Annotated in this window: 13 protein-coding genes and 1 tRNA gene; 6 read left to right on the top strand and 8 right to left on the bottom strand. The window is 41.9% G+C overall.

All coding sequences use genetic code 11. The features are described from left to right. Positions 1-118 precede the first annotated feature (118 nt). Together AC5JM2_RS00225 and AC5JM2_RS00220 are read left to right on the top strand one after the other, a co-directional pair. On the top strand, positions 119-3,475 hold the full coding sequence (locus AC5JM2_RS00225) for an efflux RND transporter permease subunit (protein WP_495832910.1): 3,357 nt from the start codon (positions 119-121) through the stop codon (positions 3,473-3,475). Positions 3,476-3,764: 289 nt separating this feature from the next. Next, a complete protein-coding gene (locus tag AC5JM2_RS00220) occupies positions 3,765-3,998 on the top strand; it encodes a hypothetical protein (RefSeq protein ID WP_495832909.1) in 234 nt (77 codons plus the stop codon). Positions 3,999-4,417: 419 nt separating this feature from the next. On the opposite strand, the gene AC5JM2_RS00215 is transcribed toward AC5JM2_RS00220, so the two are convergent. After that, on the bottom strand, positions 4,418-4,690 hold the full coding sequence (locus AC5JM2_RS00215; RefSeq protein WP_495832908.1) for a DUF3493 domain-containing protein: 273 nt from the start codon (positions 4,688-4,690) through the stop codon (positions 4,418-4,420). Between the two features lie 24 nt (positions 4,691-4,714). Here AC5JM2_RS00215 and AC5JM2_RS00210 point away from each other — a divergent pair. Then, positions 4,715-4,786: transfer RNA gene (locus tag AC5JM2_RS00210), tRNA-Thr, on the top strand. Between the two features lie 88 nt (positions 4,787-4,874). Here AC5JM2_RS00210 and AC5JM2_RS00205 read toward each other — a convergent pair. Beyond that, the gene (locus AC5JM2_RS00205; protein ID WP_495832907.1) at positions 4,875-5,909 is read right to left on the bottom strand and encodes a GGDEF domain-containing response regulator; all 1,035 of its coding nucleotides are present in this window, start codon (positions 5,907-5,909) and stop codon (positions 4,875-4,877) included. 751 nt (positions 5,910-6,660) lie between these two features. Here AC5JM2_RS00205 and AC5JM2_RS00200 point away from each other — a divergent pair. Beyond that, positions 6,661-6,921, top strand: coding sequence for a CRR7 family NDH-1 assembly protein (locus tag AC5JM2_RS00200; protein ID WP_495832906.1), 261 nt, complete (start codon positions 6,661-6,663; stop codon positions 6,919-6,921). Between the two features lie 56 nt (positions 6,922-6,977). On the opposite strand, the gene AC5JM2_RS00195 is transcribed toward AC5JM2_RS00200, so the two are convergent. Further along, on the bottom strand, positions 6,978-7,526 hold the full coding sequence (locus AC5JM2_RS00195; protein ID WP_495832905.1) for a DUF2854 domain-containing protein: 549 nt from the start codon (positions 7,524-7,526) through the stop codon (positions 6,978-6,980). Between the two features lie 447 nt (positions 7,527-7,973). Between AC5JM2_RS00195 and AC5JM2_RS00190 the strand changes: the two genes are divergently transcribed. Next, on the top strand, positions 7,974-8,153 hold the full coding sequence (locus AC5JM2_RS00190; protein ID WP_495832904.1) for a hypothetical protein: 180 nt from the start codon (positions 7,974-7,976) through the stop codon (positions 8,151-8,153). Positions 8,154-8,306: 153 nt separating this feature from the next. Here AC5JM2_RS00190 and AC5JM2_RS00185 read toward each other — a convergent pair whose 3' ends face one another. The 4 genes from AC5JM2_RS00185 to mgtE all read right to left on the bottom strand — a co-directional run bounded on the left by AC5JM2_RS00185 (position 8,307) and on the right by mgtE (position 11,669). Then, on the bottom strand, positions 8,307-8,714 hold the full coding sequence (locus tag AC5JM2_RS00185; RefSeq protein WP_495832903.1) for a response regulator: 408 nt from the start codon (positions 8,712-8,714) through the stop codon (positions 8,307-8,309). Between the two features lie 557 nt (positions 8,715-9,271). Continuing rightward, positions 9,272-9,610 (bottom strand): photosystem II reaction center protein Psb28, encoded by a 339-nt coding sequence (gene psb28 / locus AC5JM2_RS00180; protein ID WP_495832902.1) that lies wholly within the window; start codon positions 9,608-9,610, stop codon positions 9,272-9,274. A 104-nt stretch (positions 9,611-9,714) separates the two neighbouring features. Next, entirely contained in the window at positions 9,715-10,167 is a 453-nt protein-coding gene (gene dtd / locus AC5JM2_RS00175) for a D-aminoacyl-tRNA deacylase (protein WP_495832901.1), read from the bottom strand. Between the two features lie 101 nt (positions 10,168-10,268). Continuing rightward, the gene (mgtE, locus tag AC5JM2_RS00170) at positions 10,269-11,669 is read right to left on the bottom strand and encodes a magnesium transporter (protein WP_495832900.1); all 1,401 of its coding nucleotides are present in this window, start codon (positions 11,667-11,669) and stop codon (positions 10,269-10,271) included. Between the two features lie 543 nt (positions 11,670-12,212). Here mgtE and AC5JM2_RS00165 point away from each other — a divergent pair. Continuing rightward, positions 12,213-13,412 (top strand): PAS domain S-box protein, encoded by a 1,200-nt coding sequence (locus AC5JM2_RS00165; protein WP_495832899.1) that lies wholly within the window; start codon positions 12,213-12,215, stop codon positions 13,410-13,412. A 2-nt stretch (positions 13,413-13,414) separates the two neighbouring features. Here AC5JM2_RS00165 and AC5JM2_RS00160 read toward each other — a convergent pair whose 3' ends face one another. Continuing rightward, the gene (locus AC5JM2_RS00160) at positions 13,415-14,959 is read right to left on the bottom strand and encodes a mercuric reductase (RefSeq protein ID WP_495832898.1); all 1,545 of its coding nucleotides are present in this window, start codon (positions 14,957-14,959) and stop codon (positions 13,415-13,417) included. Positions 14,960-15,984: the final 1,025 nt, after the last annotated feature.

Raw genomic sequence — 15,984 nt, 5'->3', positions numbered from 1 at the left:
ACCACAGTAGGGAATTCAAAATTCAAAAATAATTTTGAATTTTGAACTTTAAACTTTGAATTTTGAATGTTTGAGCAGTGAGCACGCACCATCAACTCAATCATCTAACTCCTGGGCTATGAATATTGCCGATCTTTTCATCAAGCGACCAGTCTTAACTACAGTTTGCACGGTACTGATTCTCTTGCTCGGAGGAATCTGCATTCCCCTGTTGGCTTTAGATAAGCTACCAGAATTGGCTCTCAAGCAGGTGAGTGTCACTGCTAACTATCTTGGTACTGATGCCAAAACAGCAGAAGAAAACGTTACCACTGTGCTAGAGCGGGAAATCAACGGCACAGAGCGAGTGGTGTATATGTCGTCGCAGACGACAAATAATGGCGACACCACCGTTAACGTCTCTTTTCCTACAGACATGGATAGGAACACTGCCCAAGTTCTCGTGCAAAATAATGTGGCGGTCGCCAACGCCTCTTTACCAGAACAAGTCACCCGCATTGGCGTGACAACCAAAAAGCAATCTCCAACTATTACTCTTGCCTATAGCTTTTATTCGGAAAAAGACAAGAATGGAAACTTCATCTACGACACTGTGTTCCTCAGCAACTACGTTGACCGACTAATCTTTGATGAAATCAAACGAATTGAGGGCGTAGGTTCAATCAGAATTGTGGGGGAGCGCAAATATGCCATGCGTATTTGGCTTGATCCCGATGCCTTGGCTGCCAGGAATTTGACATCACAGGATGTCATCGATGCCATTTCCGAACAAAATATCCAGGTTGGCGCAGGGAGAATTGGTCAGCAGCCTACTCCCAATGAGCAGCAGTATGAAATTGCTCTACGAGCAAGTGGTCGGTTTACCACTCCTGCAGAAGCAGAAGACATTGTGGTGCAAACAGGCACTGATGGTACGCTCATCCGGTTAAAAGATGTTGGTCGAGCGGTAGTTGGGGCGGAAGATTATAGTGCGACGACGTTATTTGACGGTTCACCAGCAGTCATTTTGTTAGCTTATCAACTCCCAGGTACAAATGCTTGGAATACGGCAAAGGCAATCAAAGAGAAAATGGCGGAGTTACAACCTAATTTTCCGCCAGGATTAAAGGCAGCGATCGGCTTGGACAATACTTTGTTCGTAGCAGCTTCTCTCGATGAAGCCTTCAAAACCCTAACAGAGGCGATCGCCCTGGTATTCCTCGTCATCTTCATCTTTTTACAAGATTGGCGCACCGCAATCATTCCCGCCATTGCCATTCCTGTATCCCTAATTGGCGCGATGGCATTTGCGTTTGTGTTTGGGTTTACTCTCAATCAGTTGACAATATTCGGTATTATCCTGGCAACAGGTTTGGTGGTGGATGATGGGATTGTCGTTGTGGAGGCGATCGCTGCCAAACTCGAACAGGGCATGAAACCACTGCAAGCAGCCCTAGATGCAATGGAAGAACTCACCGGGGCAGTGATTGCGACATCAGTGGTACTGATGGCGGTGTTTATCCCCGTGACTTTCTTCCCTGGCACGACTGGTATCGTTTACAAACAATTCGCCTTAATTATTGCTTTTTCCATTGCCATTTCTGTCTTCAACGCTCTGACTTTCTCTCCCAGTATGTCAGCTATCATCATGCGGCAACAGCAGGAAGTCCACGGCCCATTGGGCATATTTTTTCGCTGGTTTAATAAGATTTTTGATTGGTTCAAGGGAGGATACATCAAAATTGTAGAATTCCTGATCCGGCTTCGATGGATCGTGATTCCAGTGTTTATTGCGGGTTTAGTCTTGACAGGTTGGATTTACCAGACGACTCCCCAAGGGTTTATCCCCGAAGAGGATCAGGGTTATTTCTTTGCAATTGTCGAAGCGCCACCAGGCGTGTCTCTCAACTACAGCCTTGATATCGTCAAGAAGATTACTGAAGAAGTCGTAAAGCCACTGCCAGAAGTTGAGCATGTTGTCGGGAACGCTGGCTTCGGGTTTGAGGGGAACGCGAGTAACAAGTCCCTGTTTTTCGTCAAGCTTAAAGATTGGAAAGAGCGTCCTGGTGTTGACCATTCAGTCTTTGGAATTCTGCAAAAAATTAATAAAGGGTTGCAACAAAAAATTCCTGGAGCGAGGGCGATCGCTGTTAATGCGCCACCCGTCGATGGCTTAGGTAGTACAGGTGGCTTGGAGATGTATATCCAAAACAAACAAGCCCTGCCTATGGAAGTGCTCATTGACAACACCCAAAAGGTGATGGCAGCAGCCCAGAAGCGACCGGAACTAGGAGGTGTCTTTTCTCAATTCACCTTCAATGCCCCGATGATGCAGATTTCCATTGATCGCAACCAAGCCAAGGCACAAAACGTCAAAATCAGTGATATTTTTAACACCATGCAGACCTACCTGGGTGCAAGCTATGTCAACCAATACGTGCTTGGCGGGCGACTGTATCGGGTTTACGCCCAAGCAGAGGGGACAGTGCGCTCTAATCCTGAAGACCTCAGTCGTCTGTACGTACGCTCCCAAAGTAGTAATTCCCAAAGTAGTAATTCCCAAAGTAGTAATTCCCAAAGTAGTAATTCCCAAAATGGTAATTCCCAAAATGGTAATCTGGTTCAACTGAGTTCTTTGGTGCAATTAGAAAGAATTACTTATCCGCCTGTTATCACTCACTACAACGTCTATCCGTCAATCAAAATTCAAGGAGCTCCAGCACCGGGCTATAGTACCGGACAGGCAATTCAAGCAATGGAAGCAGTCGCCAACGAAGTTTTACAACCGGGATTTGGCTTTGCTTGGACAGGAACTGCTCTTCAGGAGAAATCCTCTGGCGGTGCAGCACCCATCATTTTTGGCTTAGCTTTTGTCATGGTTTTCTTGGTGTTAGCGGCGCAGTACGAAAGCTACGTCGATCCCATAATCATCATGATTACCGTACCTCTGGCAATCTTGGGTGCACTTGGTGCAGTTGTGTTTCGTGCCAATGTTTTCCAAGCAGGCGGCGTTTGGCCTGTGGTTAACAATAATATCTATGCTCAAGTCGCGCTCGTCATGCTCATTGGTTTGGCGAGTAAGAACGCAATTCTGATTGTAGAGTTTGCTAACCAATCAGCGGCGTTAGGGATGAATTCCACAAGAGCTGCTATCCGTGCTGCTGAGGAACGCTTGCGACCAATTCTTATGACTGCTTTTGCTGGTTTAGTCGGTTTCTGGCCCCTGGTGATCGCTTCTGGCGCTGGCGCTATGAGCCGTTGGTCTTTGGGAACAGCGCTGTTTGGCGGTTATCTGATTTCAACAATCTTAAGTTTGTTTTTAGTGCCAGTGCTGTACGTTGTTATTAAAAACCTAGAAGAGCGCTTCTTGAAACCAGGTAAACCTAACAAGCCCAGTTCGCCACAGCATCCAGAGCAAAGTCAGCCGCCTCAGGTTCAACCAGACCAAAAAGAACAACCGCTCCCTAGATTTAAGACGACTCCACAAAATGAGTGATCCCAAGTTGCAGTTATAAAGTTTGTCTATAGAGGTTACACAAATGTTCAAACAATGGAATGCAAACGATTGGATAAATCACATTTTGTTTACGATCACTGTTGTGTATCTGTTTTACTCTTTCTTCTTGCACCACTAGTCCAATCAGTTAGCAGTGAGCAGTTACCAGTTATCAGTAAATAACCAGCTGTTCACTGTTTACTGGTAACTGGTAACTGTTTTCCTCAGACAATTTATTCCAGCGCTAGTTGTATAGTTTTATCTGATCACAATCTGAGTTTGAGAAATTATGAATATTAAGCTCATCATCTTCTCAGGTACTATAACTGCTCTCCTCGGCGCAGTTATTGGCTTAGCTGCTGCTCAAATTGGTCAACGTAACTTTAATCAACTTATATATGAAACTCAGTACTACAAAGATTTGCACAACAGATATGCTTTAATTGGTGCCAGCTTAGGATTCATTATCGGTGTTGGGCAAGAATGCGTACGTGAGCTGAAAGCTGATGGAGAGGAGAAATAAAAGCCTATAAAATCAGCCTGAGTTAGGAGGACTTCTCTTTTTAACTCGTGGAGCAAAAGAAAGTTCTCCAAAACGGATTGTTCCTAAAGATGAGTTTAGCCGGAAAAATTTTTAAGATTTGGTTTGTAAAAAGTGAGGATGAATGAAGATTAAATACAGCTTACTCTGCTTGCTACTTATCGGCACTAGTATACTAGCAATGACTAACTGGAACTTAGCTATGATGGAGATATCAACATTTTTATTAGCTTACTTATCTAAAGGTATGAGACGCTATCGCAAAAGCTTGTAATTCATTCTTTTAAAAATAAATTATGATAATTTTGTGCTCATAATATTTTCCAATTGATTTTGAAAAATAATGAATCACCAAGAAAGATAAGCCTCAGACACCAGCAGAAGTAAACTATAATCAATTGCTATTTGGGGCGTTGTTGTCTACGCTGCTCCCAACGCCAAAGAAAAACCATTAAAGCAACCACTCCTATTTGAAGTGCTAAATTCGGCAACGCACTCTCAACATCACGTCCTGCAAGTACCTTAGAAAGAAAGATGACCACACCAATAAAACCAGAAGCACCACAAGTAATGTAGATAAATTGCCTTAAGCCCCGATAGGGTGCTGTGGCTTCTGCCTTGAGACGGGCGTATTGTTCTGAATTAATACGACTTTTGTTATTTTGTTGTGTCATAAGCTATAATAATGCGTGAGGTATGCCGATGTGGCTCAGTGGTAGAGCAGCTGATTCGTAATCAGCAGGCCACGGGTTCAAATCCCGTCATCGGCTTTTGTAGTAAGGAATGTGCAAAATTTTAGTGAAACTAATTGTTATCTTAACCACAGTTTGACTATTTCTAGTGTAAAGCTTAAAGCACTCAACAGTTCAATTGCTTGAGTATAATGCGATTGCGTCCTTCTGCTTTTGCTTGGTAAAGCGCCTTATCTGCTGCAACAACTAAACTTGTTGAAGAAGATTCAAAACTGGGGAGTGTCGTCGCTACCCCTAAGCTCAAAGTGAGGTAACGGCTAACCTCAGATTCAGAATGATCCATTTGTAATTCCCTGACTCCAGCTTGTATGCTAGCTGCAACGTGAACAGCACCAGCAGCATGAGTGTTAGGCATAATCACTGCAAATTCTTCACCACCATAACGCGCTACTAAATCCTCATTTCTCTGAGCCAAACGGTTCAAGACAGCAGCCACCTTTTGCAAACAGGCATCTCCAGCAGGGTGACCATATCTATCGTTATAAAGTTTAAAATAGTCAATATCGCATAAAATCAGTGATAAAGGCAGTTGCTCCTGTGCTAAGTTCAACCACTTAATACTTAAATAGTGGTCAAAGCGGCGACGATTAGCCACTCCAGTTAATCCATCTATATTGGCAAGTTCCTGTAAAGCATGGGTAGCAGCCTCAAACTGTTTGTATAGTTGCGCTTGTTGGAGTAGTCTTCGTACGCGCTGACGCAAAACAGCCCAGTGAATAGGCTTGGTGACATAGTCGCTTGCTCCTGCTTCAAAGGCGCGATCCACTGACTCAGGATCGTCCAAGCCAGTAATCATTAATATGGGAGTACTATTCGAAAGTACTGAAATAGCACTATGGTTCAATGAAGATTCTATCACTGGATTAGCAAGTGTTGAGTTACCAAAATTGCTGGATATTTTGCTCAGTTGCTTACAGCATGTAAAGCCATCCATAATTGGCATAACAGCATCTAGTAAAACTAAATCAGGTTTGACAGATGCGTATACATCTAGACACTGTTTCCCATCACTGACTTCGACTACTCGATAGCCTTCCTTTTCCATAGCATCACGCAACATTATTCGCGTTGACTTGTCGTCATCAGCCACGAGAATCACAGGAGTTTCTTTGGTCATCAAGAATGGGCTTATGCCTGACATGAGTTGCATTCCATAAGAGCCAAAAATACTAAACAACATATACATCACGGTGTGAAATCATTACGCAATTATCCAACACCGTGACTTATATAAGTAAGTCAACATTGAAAAACATAAAATAGAGTCTTTGCGATTACACCAGTCCCAAAAGGACACGCTACGCATGAACGTTGAAGACGTACTATAGGCATGCCCAAAGGTGTCATGACATTTCCCACGGTTGTTTGGATTTGACAAAAATGCAAGAAAAAATCTGGATTTGGTGCGTTGGCAACTAGGGCGATACGTCGAAGGCGTCTGCGCTGAGTTATGTCCCTTGTAGCGTGTCCGGAGGACATAGGGACACGCTACAAGGGACGCGCAATAGCCCTAGTTGGATTTTTAGAGAGGTTTTCCCAGAAGTTAACCCGGTAAACAAGGGCAGACGCGAGGAGCGCGTATTGCACGAGCACTTGTTGCTTAAAATGAGATATTGTTTAGGTGATCATATCCTTCATAGACCTCATACTTTTTTCAAATCTAGATTTTTCCAATGGTTCTGACTTTCCTAAAAAAGAGCGAACCGGGAGTCATTTGTTACGACTTTGGACAAACCATAGCCAAGATCAAAGATTTCACGTGTGCGCTTTGCGCTTACGGCGCAGCCATAATGTTAGCCATAGGGCAAATCAATTAGGATTGTTATATAGAACACTTCTTTGACGAATCTATACCTATCTTTTATCCTATCCTTGATTTGAGTCACCTAGTTATGCCAGATTCATTAATGTATCAACAAGATTATTTTGTCGTTTTAGAAACAAAGCAACCCGAACAATTTCTTTCTGCTTTAGAGTTATTAGAGAAGCTCAAGGAAATTTTACACAAACTTAAATTTGAGGATTTGCCACCCGATTTGCAATCTCTTGATTCAGTAGAAGCACAAGCAAAATATTTAATCGATACGAGTTGCGAGTTAGATGTTGGTTCTGGCCAGTATTTACAGTGGTATGCTGTCCGTTTAGAAAAATAAATATTATTCATTAGCTCTTAGTCATTACCAAAAAACTCAGAACTAATGAATAATCACTATTTTTTCGTAGCAATTAGCGTCAAATCAATTTTCTCAGATTCTGGCTGTGTCACTTTTACTTCTACTCCAGGACCAAAAAAACTAGTCATTTTTTCCTGCTTTTGTTGCCAAACTTCGATTGGTACCGCTGGCGAATCAAATTTCAAAATCAAAGCATAAGCTCCATTGATTTCTGTTTCTTGTAATTCTGTGACAGTTGGTATATCATCATCTCTAGAACCAAGCTTCAGAAACGAGAGCGCTTCGTATAAATGCACGTCTTGACCGTAGCGATATCGAGTAATGTCTTGGCGAATTTTATTCTGAGTAGAAGTTGCTTGATCGTTTCTAAGTGTCAACACTTGTGGCGTCGTGAGTTGACTCAAAGGCACAGGTTTAAGCTCGTTAGCTTTGAGTGCTAATCCTCCTAGTAAAAGAGGAATCCCATAAAAAAATCCGATAAGATTCAGTGTGGCATTGTCAGCAGCGTAGGCAGCAAAACCAATAATAGTCAAAACACCACCGATGCTTATACCTAGCGTTCCCAAGGAAATTTGACGTAACATGATTATAGTTCGTTATGTATTCCTAGTACCTTAGTTTTTCTATCATCGGTGATAATGAACAAGTTAGGGAAGAGTAGCAGTCCATTATCGTAGATTGAAGTAAAACACAGGTGAGATTTGAACGCTAAAAGCTAGCACAAGCGGTAAAAAATGGTATTATAGTTAAAAATTGCAACAAAATGCCTATCTAGCTTGTTAATATGGAATGCGGTCTTATCCCCCAACTCCACTTACACAGCAAAGACAGCTTGGGTTGTAGCTAACTTAAAGATTGAACTGTTTTTCTAGCCCCAAGACTGCAAGGTTTTGGCTTCAAGGTATGAGAACTGTTAAACAACAGATACCTCTTGTGTAACCTGAAACAGTGATAGCGCTATTTGTACCTTTTCAAATGTTGTGCGCAATTGTATTATTGTAAATCTATCAGTTGAAGACAGGAGGATAGCAATGGATACACAAATTATCAAAGAACGAGTGATTAAGGTTCAAAGTCAACGAGACTATTTATTGACTCTGTTGGAACAGCCAAACTTGGGAACTTTAAGAATTGACGTGAATCAGGCTCTCGAAGAAATGGATGAGCTTATTGATGAGTATAGACGCACCTTTCCACAATCAGAAATTTAGTTAAGTCATAACAAGAGATACAAATTACAAAAAATAGCGTCGTAAAACTCTAACTTACAGTTAGATCGACGCTCTTCAAAACCCCCATATTTTTCAGTTTCCATATACGCAGTTTTACATTTCCCAAGTTTGTTTGTTGTATCATTTATCCAGCTACCAATGATTAGGTAGACTTTGTCCCAATTTTCTAACCAGGGCAATAAGTTCGCCTGTTGGTGTCTCTTTTTTACAAAAAGCATCCAAGCAAGCCAATTCCCTTGTTTCCTGAGATTTGTTATCTTCAACTGAGGAGTAAGCAATGATTTGGGTATTTGGAGCAATAGCTTTAATATGACCAGAAGCACGCCAACCATCCATAACTGGCATATGTAAATCTAGTACTATCACATCAGGGTGATAGCGTTTAACCATTTCTACAGCTTCTTGACCATTGCTGGCTAAACCAACAACTTGAAGATTTTTTTGAGCAGAAAAGGCTAATTTTAGGGTTAGACGAGTGAGTTCGTGATCGTCAACCACTAGAACACGCAATGTAGAAGGCTCACAGGACAACATTAACATCCACGTTAAAGTAAAGACGACTTATAATGACCTCTACAGTTTATGAAAATAGTTGGTTACACTTACTCTATCTAATGGTTGAATAACTTCATATTTCTCCATAGCAAAAAATTTAATTATTAAGAAATATAAAAGTTTTTCAGACAATTTAGAATGAGTTATATCAATAAAAAAATAATCCGACACTATCTGCGTTGACTCACAAAAACTTTAGGAAGACATCGATGCACAGTTTTAGATGGTTAAGATGACCAAAAAAGAGCAATTGATGGGGTTGTGGAGTTGAGAACAAGCCCAGAATAGGCATGGGTGATACCAAACTGGGCAGTATCAAGTATTAACAAACAACTCAAGTAGCCCGAAAGTGGATTCCTGCGGTAGACACAAATCCAACACTGATAAGTGGGATTTGAGAACTTTCAAAAAAGGAAAAATGGCTGAAAACCTCTGTGGACAAAGCAAATACGTCCAGAGGGGTAGAAGTGTCTAAAACGCAGTTACGGTATTTTTTCTTCTGGCTTTATTAGAGTCTGAGTTTGTGTTTGACTCATGACAGTTTAAGATTTTCCGCTGAATTCCAGACCCTTTTCTTCAGCATACCTTTCCATAAACCGCATAAAGCGGTCCCACTCATCTTTGGATTTCATTAGATAAATAGCTTCTAATGCTTCTGGCTTACCGTTGACGAATTTACCCTTGACTTCGCGGGTGACGATTTCTCCCTCTTCGTCAATCATGTACATCCCAGTGATTTCTTCAGTACTCTTACTATCCAAAGCTTGGGGATTTTGGAAGATAAACGTTGCTGTTGAACTGTCACCACTCTTTGATCGTGTTAGGCGCACCTCTGGAATGCCTTCTTCGTTTTTACCTCTGGAGAACTGAATTTGAGCCATGATGAGTGAATTTAAACTTTTGTTATCGTTTGTTTAATATTCTCTCATCATTTCGTACATAGGAGTCTAGCGGCTGCTGAGATTTTATTTTTCCGTATAAACTCTTATGCTATTTCTCGCTCTAGTAACAAAGTGACAGGTCCGTCATTTTCTATCGAGACTTGCATCATTGCCCCAAATTCACCTGTTTCGACTCGCAAACCGCTTTCGCGTAACTTTTCAACAAAACGATTATACAATTCTTGAGCGACTTTGGGAGCTGCTGAACGGTCAAAGGAGGGACGGCGACCTTTGCGACAATCACCGTAAAGCGTAAACTGACTAATGACTAGTAACTCGCCGCCTATTTCTTGTACAGATTTTTCCCAGCGCGATCCGTCTTGTTGATCACCAAACAGTCGCAGTTCTAAACATTTACGCACCATCCAATCAAGTTCAGCATCAGTGTCAGTATCGGCAATGCCCACAAGCAAGTTTAACCCTCGACCAATTTTACCAATAATTTCACTGTTAACTGTCACTTGAGATGATTTGACTCGTTGGATAATAACGCGCATATCTATTTTTGATTTTGGAGTTCTCAAAGAAGAATCCAGGAGTCAGAAGCCAGAATATGATATGTTGATTTTTTCTTCTTCTCCTGAGTGCTGACTTATTCTCACATTTTTAAAATAATCCGTGCCAAGTTAAAGTAAATTAACACACCCAAAACATCCACAGCTGTCGTGATAAAGGGTGCTGACATCAATGCTGGATCTAAACGGAGTCGGCGGAACAAAAACGGGAGTGCAGAACCAGAGACGGAGGCTAAAATAGAAATAGCTACAAGACTAGTTCCAACTGCGATCGCCACCTCTAAATTATTTTGCAAAAAGAAAGCCCATACCGTGGCGATCGTTCCCAATATTCCTCCCAGCAACGCACCTGCGAGTGCTTCGCGTCCAACAACTTGCAATGGTCCCAAAGCACCCATTTCATCCGTGTTCATTCCACGAATCACCACTGTTGAAGACTGCGCCCCAACATTCCCACCAGTACCTGTGAGCAAGGGGATAAACGCCGCCAACGTTACCACTTTCGACAAAATATCTTCTTGTGACTTAATAATACTTCCTGTAACAGTGTTGGTTACAAGTAAGACTAACAACCACACAACTCGCTTGCGAGCGACTGAAATTAAATTCGATTGAAAATAGTTGTCGCCTCCAGATTGCACCCCACCACCCAAGGTGTAGATATCTTCAGTTGTTTCCTCTTGTAGGATATCTATGACATCATCAACGGTAATAATACCAACAAGACGCTGTTCTCGATCCACCACAGGCACAGCAAGAAAGTCATATCGTTGTATCAACATAGCGACTTCTTCTTGGTCTGTATCGGTGTAGACAAACACCGCTTCTTGAGTCATAACATTGCCAATCTTTTCCTCTGGTTGAGAAGTCACCAAATCCCGTAAAGACAAAATTCCAGTCAACCGCTTTGCTGCATTAGTAATATAGAGATAATAAATCATCTCGCTCGCATTATTGACGCTGCGAATCCGCTCCAAAGTTTGAGCCACTGTAAAATCTTCTTGGAGCAAGATTAACTCTGGCGTCATGATCCGTCCAGCTGTTCCTGCTTCATAACCCAACAGTAAAGATGTTGCTTGGCGTTCGTTGGGGCTGAGTTGTTCTAGCAATCGATTAACAATTGTTGCTGGTAATTCGTCAAATAACCTCGCTCGGTCATCTGGCGACATTTTGTCAACAATATCAAGAACTTCCTGACTTTTCAATTCCTCGATCAGCCCTTCTTGGACGCTATAGTCAAGATATTCATAAACAACGATCGCTTCTTGTTTAGAAAGCAAGCGAAATGCCAAAGCATGCATTGCTTTTGGTAAGCCTTCAATCGCCTGGGCGATATCTGGAGCCTGTACAGGTATCAAAATCGCTTTTGCTCCCTGCAAGTCCCCCGCTTCCAAGAGCATTTGCAATTGAACTCTCACTATCTCTGGCAATTCTCTGCGTGATACGTCTTGGAAGGTAGATGTCACACCGTTTGGAGTTTGCATAAGATACAACGAGGGTAATGCGAAGTAGTATATTTTACTAATTTTATAAATGACAACAGGTCTTGTATGAATCTCCGATAAGAGAGGTTTACAATTAGGAGTTTAATGAAAAGGTCTTGTCATAAATCTTAGGATGAAGTGGATCAATAAACCGTAAAATCTGTTATTTTTATAATAATACAGTGGAATTTTTTGCGTTTTATCACCAGAGTGTACTACTGTTTTGATTAAAGAATTATATCAATAATGTCTGACCAATTTTTAAAAAATGGGCTTTAGGAAATGCTACAGACCTACACTATTTTTTCAAAATCTTGTCAATGCTTAGGCTCTGCCGAAAATTCTTAACTCTGACTTGAACAAGTAAAATTTAGTAACAATTATCGAATATTAAAATATGATTATATCATTTCGTTAGCGCGACAGAGCAATTTTTAGAAGCAATTGCTCTGTCTATATCTTTGACTAACATTGTGTCCTTTGTATCTTTTACTTCGTTAGATTTTTTGTTTAACCTTGAAAGCTGTGGAGAATAAATTAAGAGTGAATATAGACAAATTAGAAATAGACAAATTTACCAAACGCGTACACGGAATGCACACGCGTTTAACAAATTTATATCAAGATCTAAGTACAGTTCCTGTTATACCAGATGTACTACCGCAAACTCTTGTCGAACTTGGTAGCACCTCGGAAATTGTCAATGTGGCTGTAGAGGAACTTTATCAGCAGAATGAAGAACTGTTGCTAACACGAAACTTGTTAGAAACGGAACGCCAACGCTACCAGGATTTATTTGAGTTTGCACCAGACGCCTATTTAGTGACAGATACCTTAGGCATAATTCTAGAAGCCAACCATACTGCGGCGACACTACTGAACCTCTCACAGCAGTTTATGCTGGGTATACCAATGGCTAACTTCGTAGCGCTTGGAGATCGTCAAAACTTTCGCAGCTACCTCAGCCAACTACGGGAATGCAAAAAACCAAAAGAGTTAGTCCTACATATTCAAAAACACAATGGCGAGTTATTTGACGCCGCCATAACAGTGGCAGTGATCCATAATCAGCAGCATCAGCCAATAGGACTCCGCTGGCTAGTGCGTAACATAAGCGATCGCAAGCAAGTAGAATTAGCACTGTTGAACTATGACTCCGATGTAACTCAAAACAAGCTTTGGCACAATTGTAGCAAAGGAGACTTTCTCCCTCTCAACCAATGCATGATTTGGTATATATGTCAAGGTTATGTTAAGCTAAGTACACTGTATGAAACCGGAGAGGAACTCATCGTTGGGTTGGCAGGAGTTGGAATGGTTTTTGGTTCAAATCTGACCTCGCTACAAACTTACCAAGCAACTGCTCTATCGGATGTAAAATTAGTGTCAATTTCCCTTGCGGAAATTGCAGGTTCACCAACGTTGAGTCATATGCTGTTACCAAAAATCAATCAACGGTTACGGCAAACAGAATCTTTTTTGCTGATTGCTGGTAGACGACGGGTACAAGACCGCTTTGAGCAATTGTTACTGCTTCTAAAACAGGAAATTGGTCAACCAATCCTAGAAGGAACTCGCTTGAATATTCGCCTGACTCATGAAGAACTTGCCAGCGCCTGCTGCACAACCAGGGTAACGATTACACGACTTATGGGTAAGTTACAACAACAAGGCAAGATTGGTTTTGATTCCAAACACCACATTATTTTGAAAGATATATACTTTGAAACTGAAGATGAATAAAGTCAGGAAAACTTTCTCACCCACGCTAATAATCTTTTGGTATTTGGTGTGAATGCAGTGGAGAGATAATAGGCATCTGCAGCCTTCCTAATGGCTTCAGCCTGAGTTGGATAAGGATGAATCACTTGAGCGAGTTTATTCAAGCCAATATTACCGACAATTGCCGTTGTAATTTGTGAAATCATCTCACCTGCATGACGGGCAACAATAGTAGCGCCCAAAATTTTATCAGACCCCTTTCGATGGTGAATTTTGACAAATCCTTCCTCTTCTCCATCCGCAACTGCACGATCTATATCAGTAAAAGGAATTTTAATCGTCGCTACATCAATACCCATCTGTTGCGCCTCATGTTCATACATTCCCACATGGGCAATTTCAGGATCAGTATAAGTCACCCAAGGCATGATTAAACTGCTGAGTTTCTGGCGTCCCAAACCAAACGGAGAAAACAGTGCATTTCTAATTACTATTCGGGCAGCAGCATCAGCAGCATGGGTGAACTTCCAACTCATGCAGATATCACCCGCCGCATAAATTCTAGGATTTGTGGTTTGAAGGTAATCATTCACCTTCACACCCTGGCGCTGATCGTAATCTACCCCGACGACGTCTAAATTCAGACCTTCCACATTTGGGGTGCGTCCCGTACCGACTAAAATTTCATCCACTGTGACAACATCTTGTTTACCATCGCAGGTAAAGTAAATTGTTTTGCCGTCCTCGGTTTTTTCCACCTTTTGTATCTGGCTATTTAGCACCAAGCGAATGCCTTCTTGGATAAAGACTTTTTGGACAATATCGGCGACGTCAGTATCTTCTTTATTCAACAGATGAGAATTTTTGTGGAAAAGTATCACCTCACAACCCAGGCGTCGAAAAGCCTGTGCTAACTCGCAGCCAATTGGACCACCACCAATCACGACTAAACTGAGTGGTTTTTGAATCAAAGAAAAAACTGTTTCATTAGTCAGATAACCCGCCTCTTCAATTCCTGGGATGGAAGGTTGTATGGCTCTGGTTCCTGTTGCAATAACTGCTTTTTTAAAGCGGAGAGTCTGGTCATCAACTTTTATAGTATCACTGCTAGAAAACTCAGCGTTTCCTAAGAAAACATCCACTCCCATGTTTTGGAAACGTTTTGCTGAGTCATTATGGCTGATTTGGGCTCTAACTCGTCGCATCCGTTCCATAACTTCAGAAAAATCAACATCAACATATTTGGGCGCGCGAATTCCATATGTTTTGGCATTCCACATTTCACCAACTACGCGAGAAGACCGGATCAGGCACTTGGATGGTACGCAACCAAAATTCAAACAATCCCCACCCATAAGGTGCTTTTCAATCAAAGCTACTTTTAAACCCCCACCCACAAGCGCTGCACCTCCAGCCGCCACTAATCCGGCTGTACCTGCACCAATAACCACTAAATCATAACAATCAGCAGGTTGAGGATTGACCCAATCCAGTGGATGTACGTAAGAAACTAATGTCTGGTTATACTCATCTACAGGGCGAATTGTCACTCTTTGGAGTTCTGACATTGGTGTATCTCCTTAAACAATCGATCAAGCAAAAGTCTTATGGGTGTTGCTTTTGCGTGGTAAAAATTAGACTGCTAACTTCACAAGGATGACAACCTTTGCAATTGTTTGTCAGTTATAGAATTGACAACCACTTACTAAGCATTTCCCTGCTAGACAAGGGAGGATGCAATTTTAACACTCTGATTCTAATTTAACTGATGGGGAGTTTGAGGGGCTATATAGCAGGGAGCAGGAAGCAGGAAGCAGGAAGCAGGAAGCAGGAAGCAGGAAGCAGGAAGCAGGCGTGTGATTGTCCCGTGGTTTCCGTATTTTCTCATTAGTTGATGTCCTAATCTACCTGGCAACTGCTATAAGTCCCCCACCATAACGGTACACCGGAAAGGTGGTGGTTGTTGGAGCCCTTCTAAGCTAGAGAGTCCAGATCGTCGCAAAATTAACCCGCCTCTCCGGGGCGGGAACAGGGAATAGGGAACAGGCAACAGCAAAAAATTAGCCCCGGATATTGGATTCAAGCCCCTTAATTTATTAATGGAAGAATTCAAAAAAATTGTTGACAGATGCGTAGCACGATTCAACAAGACGTCCTTGTTTAAATCCCCTAATTTTAATTATGGGGATTCCCCTGTTGCCTGTTGCCCGTTCCCTGTTCCCTTTTTAAAGTGCATTTGCTGATGCCGAGGAAGAGGTAACTCATCTCCCGGCTTTTTATGAAATTTTCACTCCGTTTAATTTCATAAAAAGCCGAGATAAATCGAAGTCATTAGTCATTAGTCCTCTGTCATTAGTATGTTTTATGCCTACGGCACGCTAGCCCCCTCCGGGGCTAGCGCAAACGCGAACACGAAAATCGTGCTTTTTCTTACTAATTGACCAATGACTAATAACCAAGACGACGTGGCGACGATTCCTCCCACCCCGCGCGTGGGATGGGAGGATTTGAATTTTGAATTTTGAATTCCCCGAAGGGGCTAGGGGTTGACCTAGCCTCATTGAGATTCACACGACCTACTGCCAAAAAGCTT

The sequence above is a fragment of the Brasilonema angustatum genome (assembly GCF_059505445.1).
This window is presented reverse-complemented; position numbering and strand designations above follow the sequence as displayed.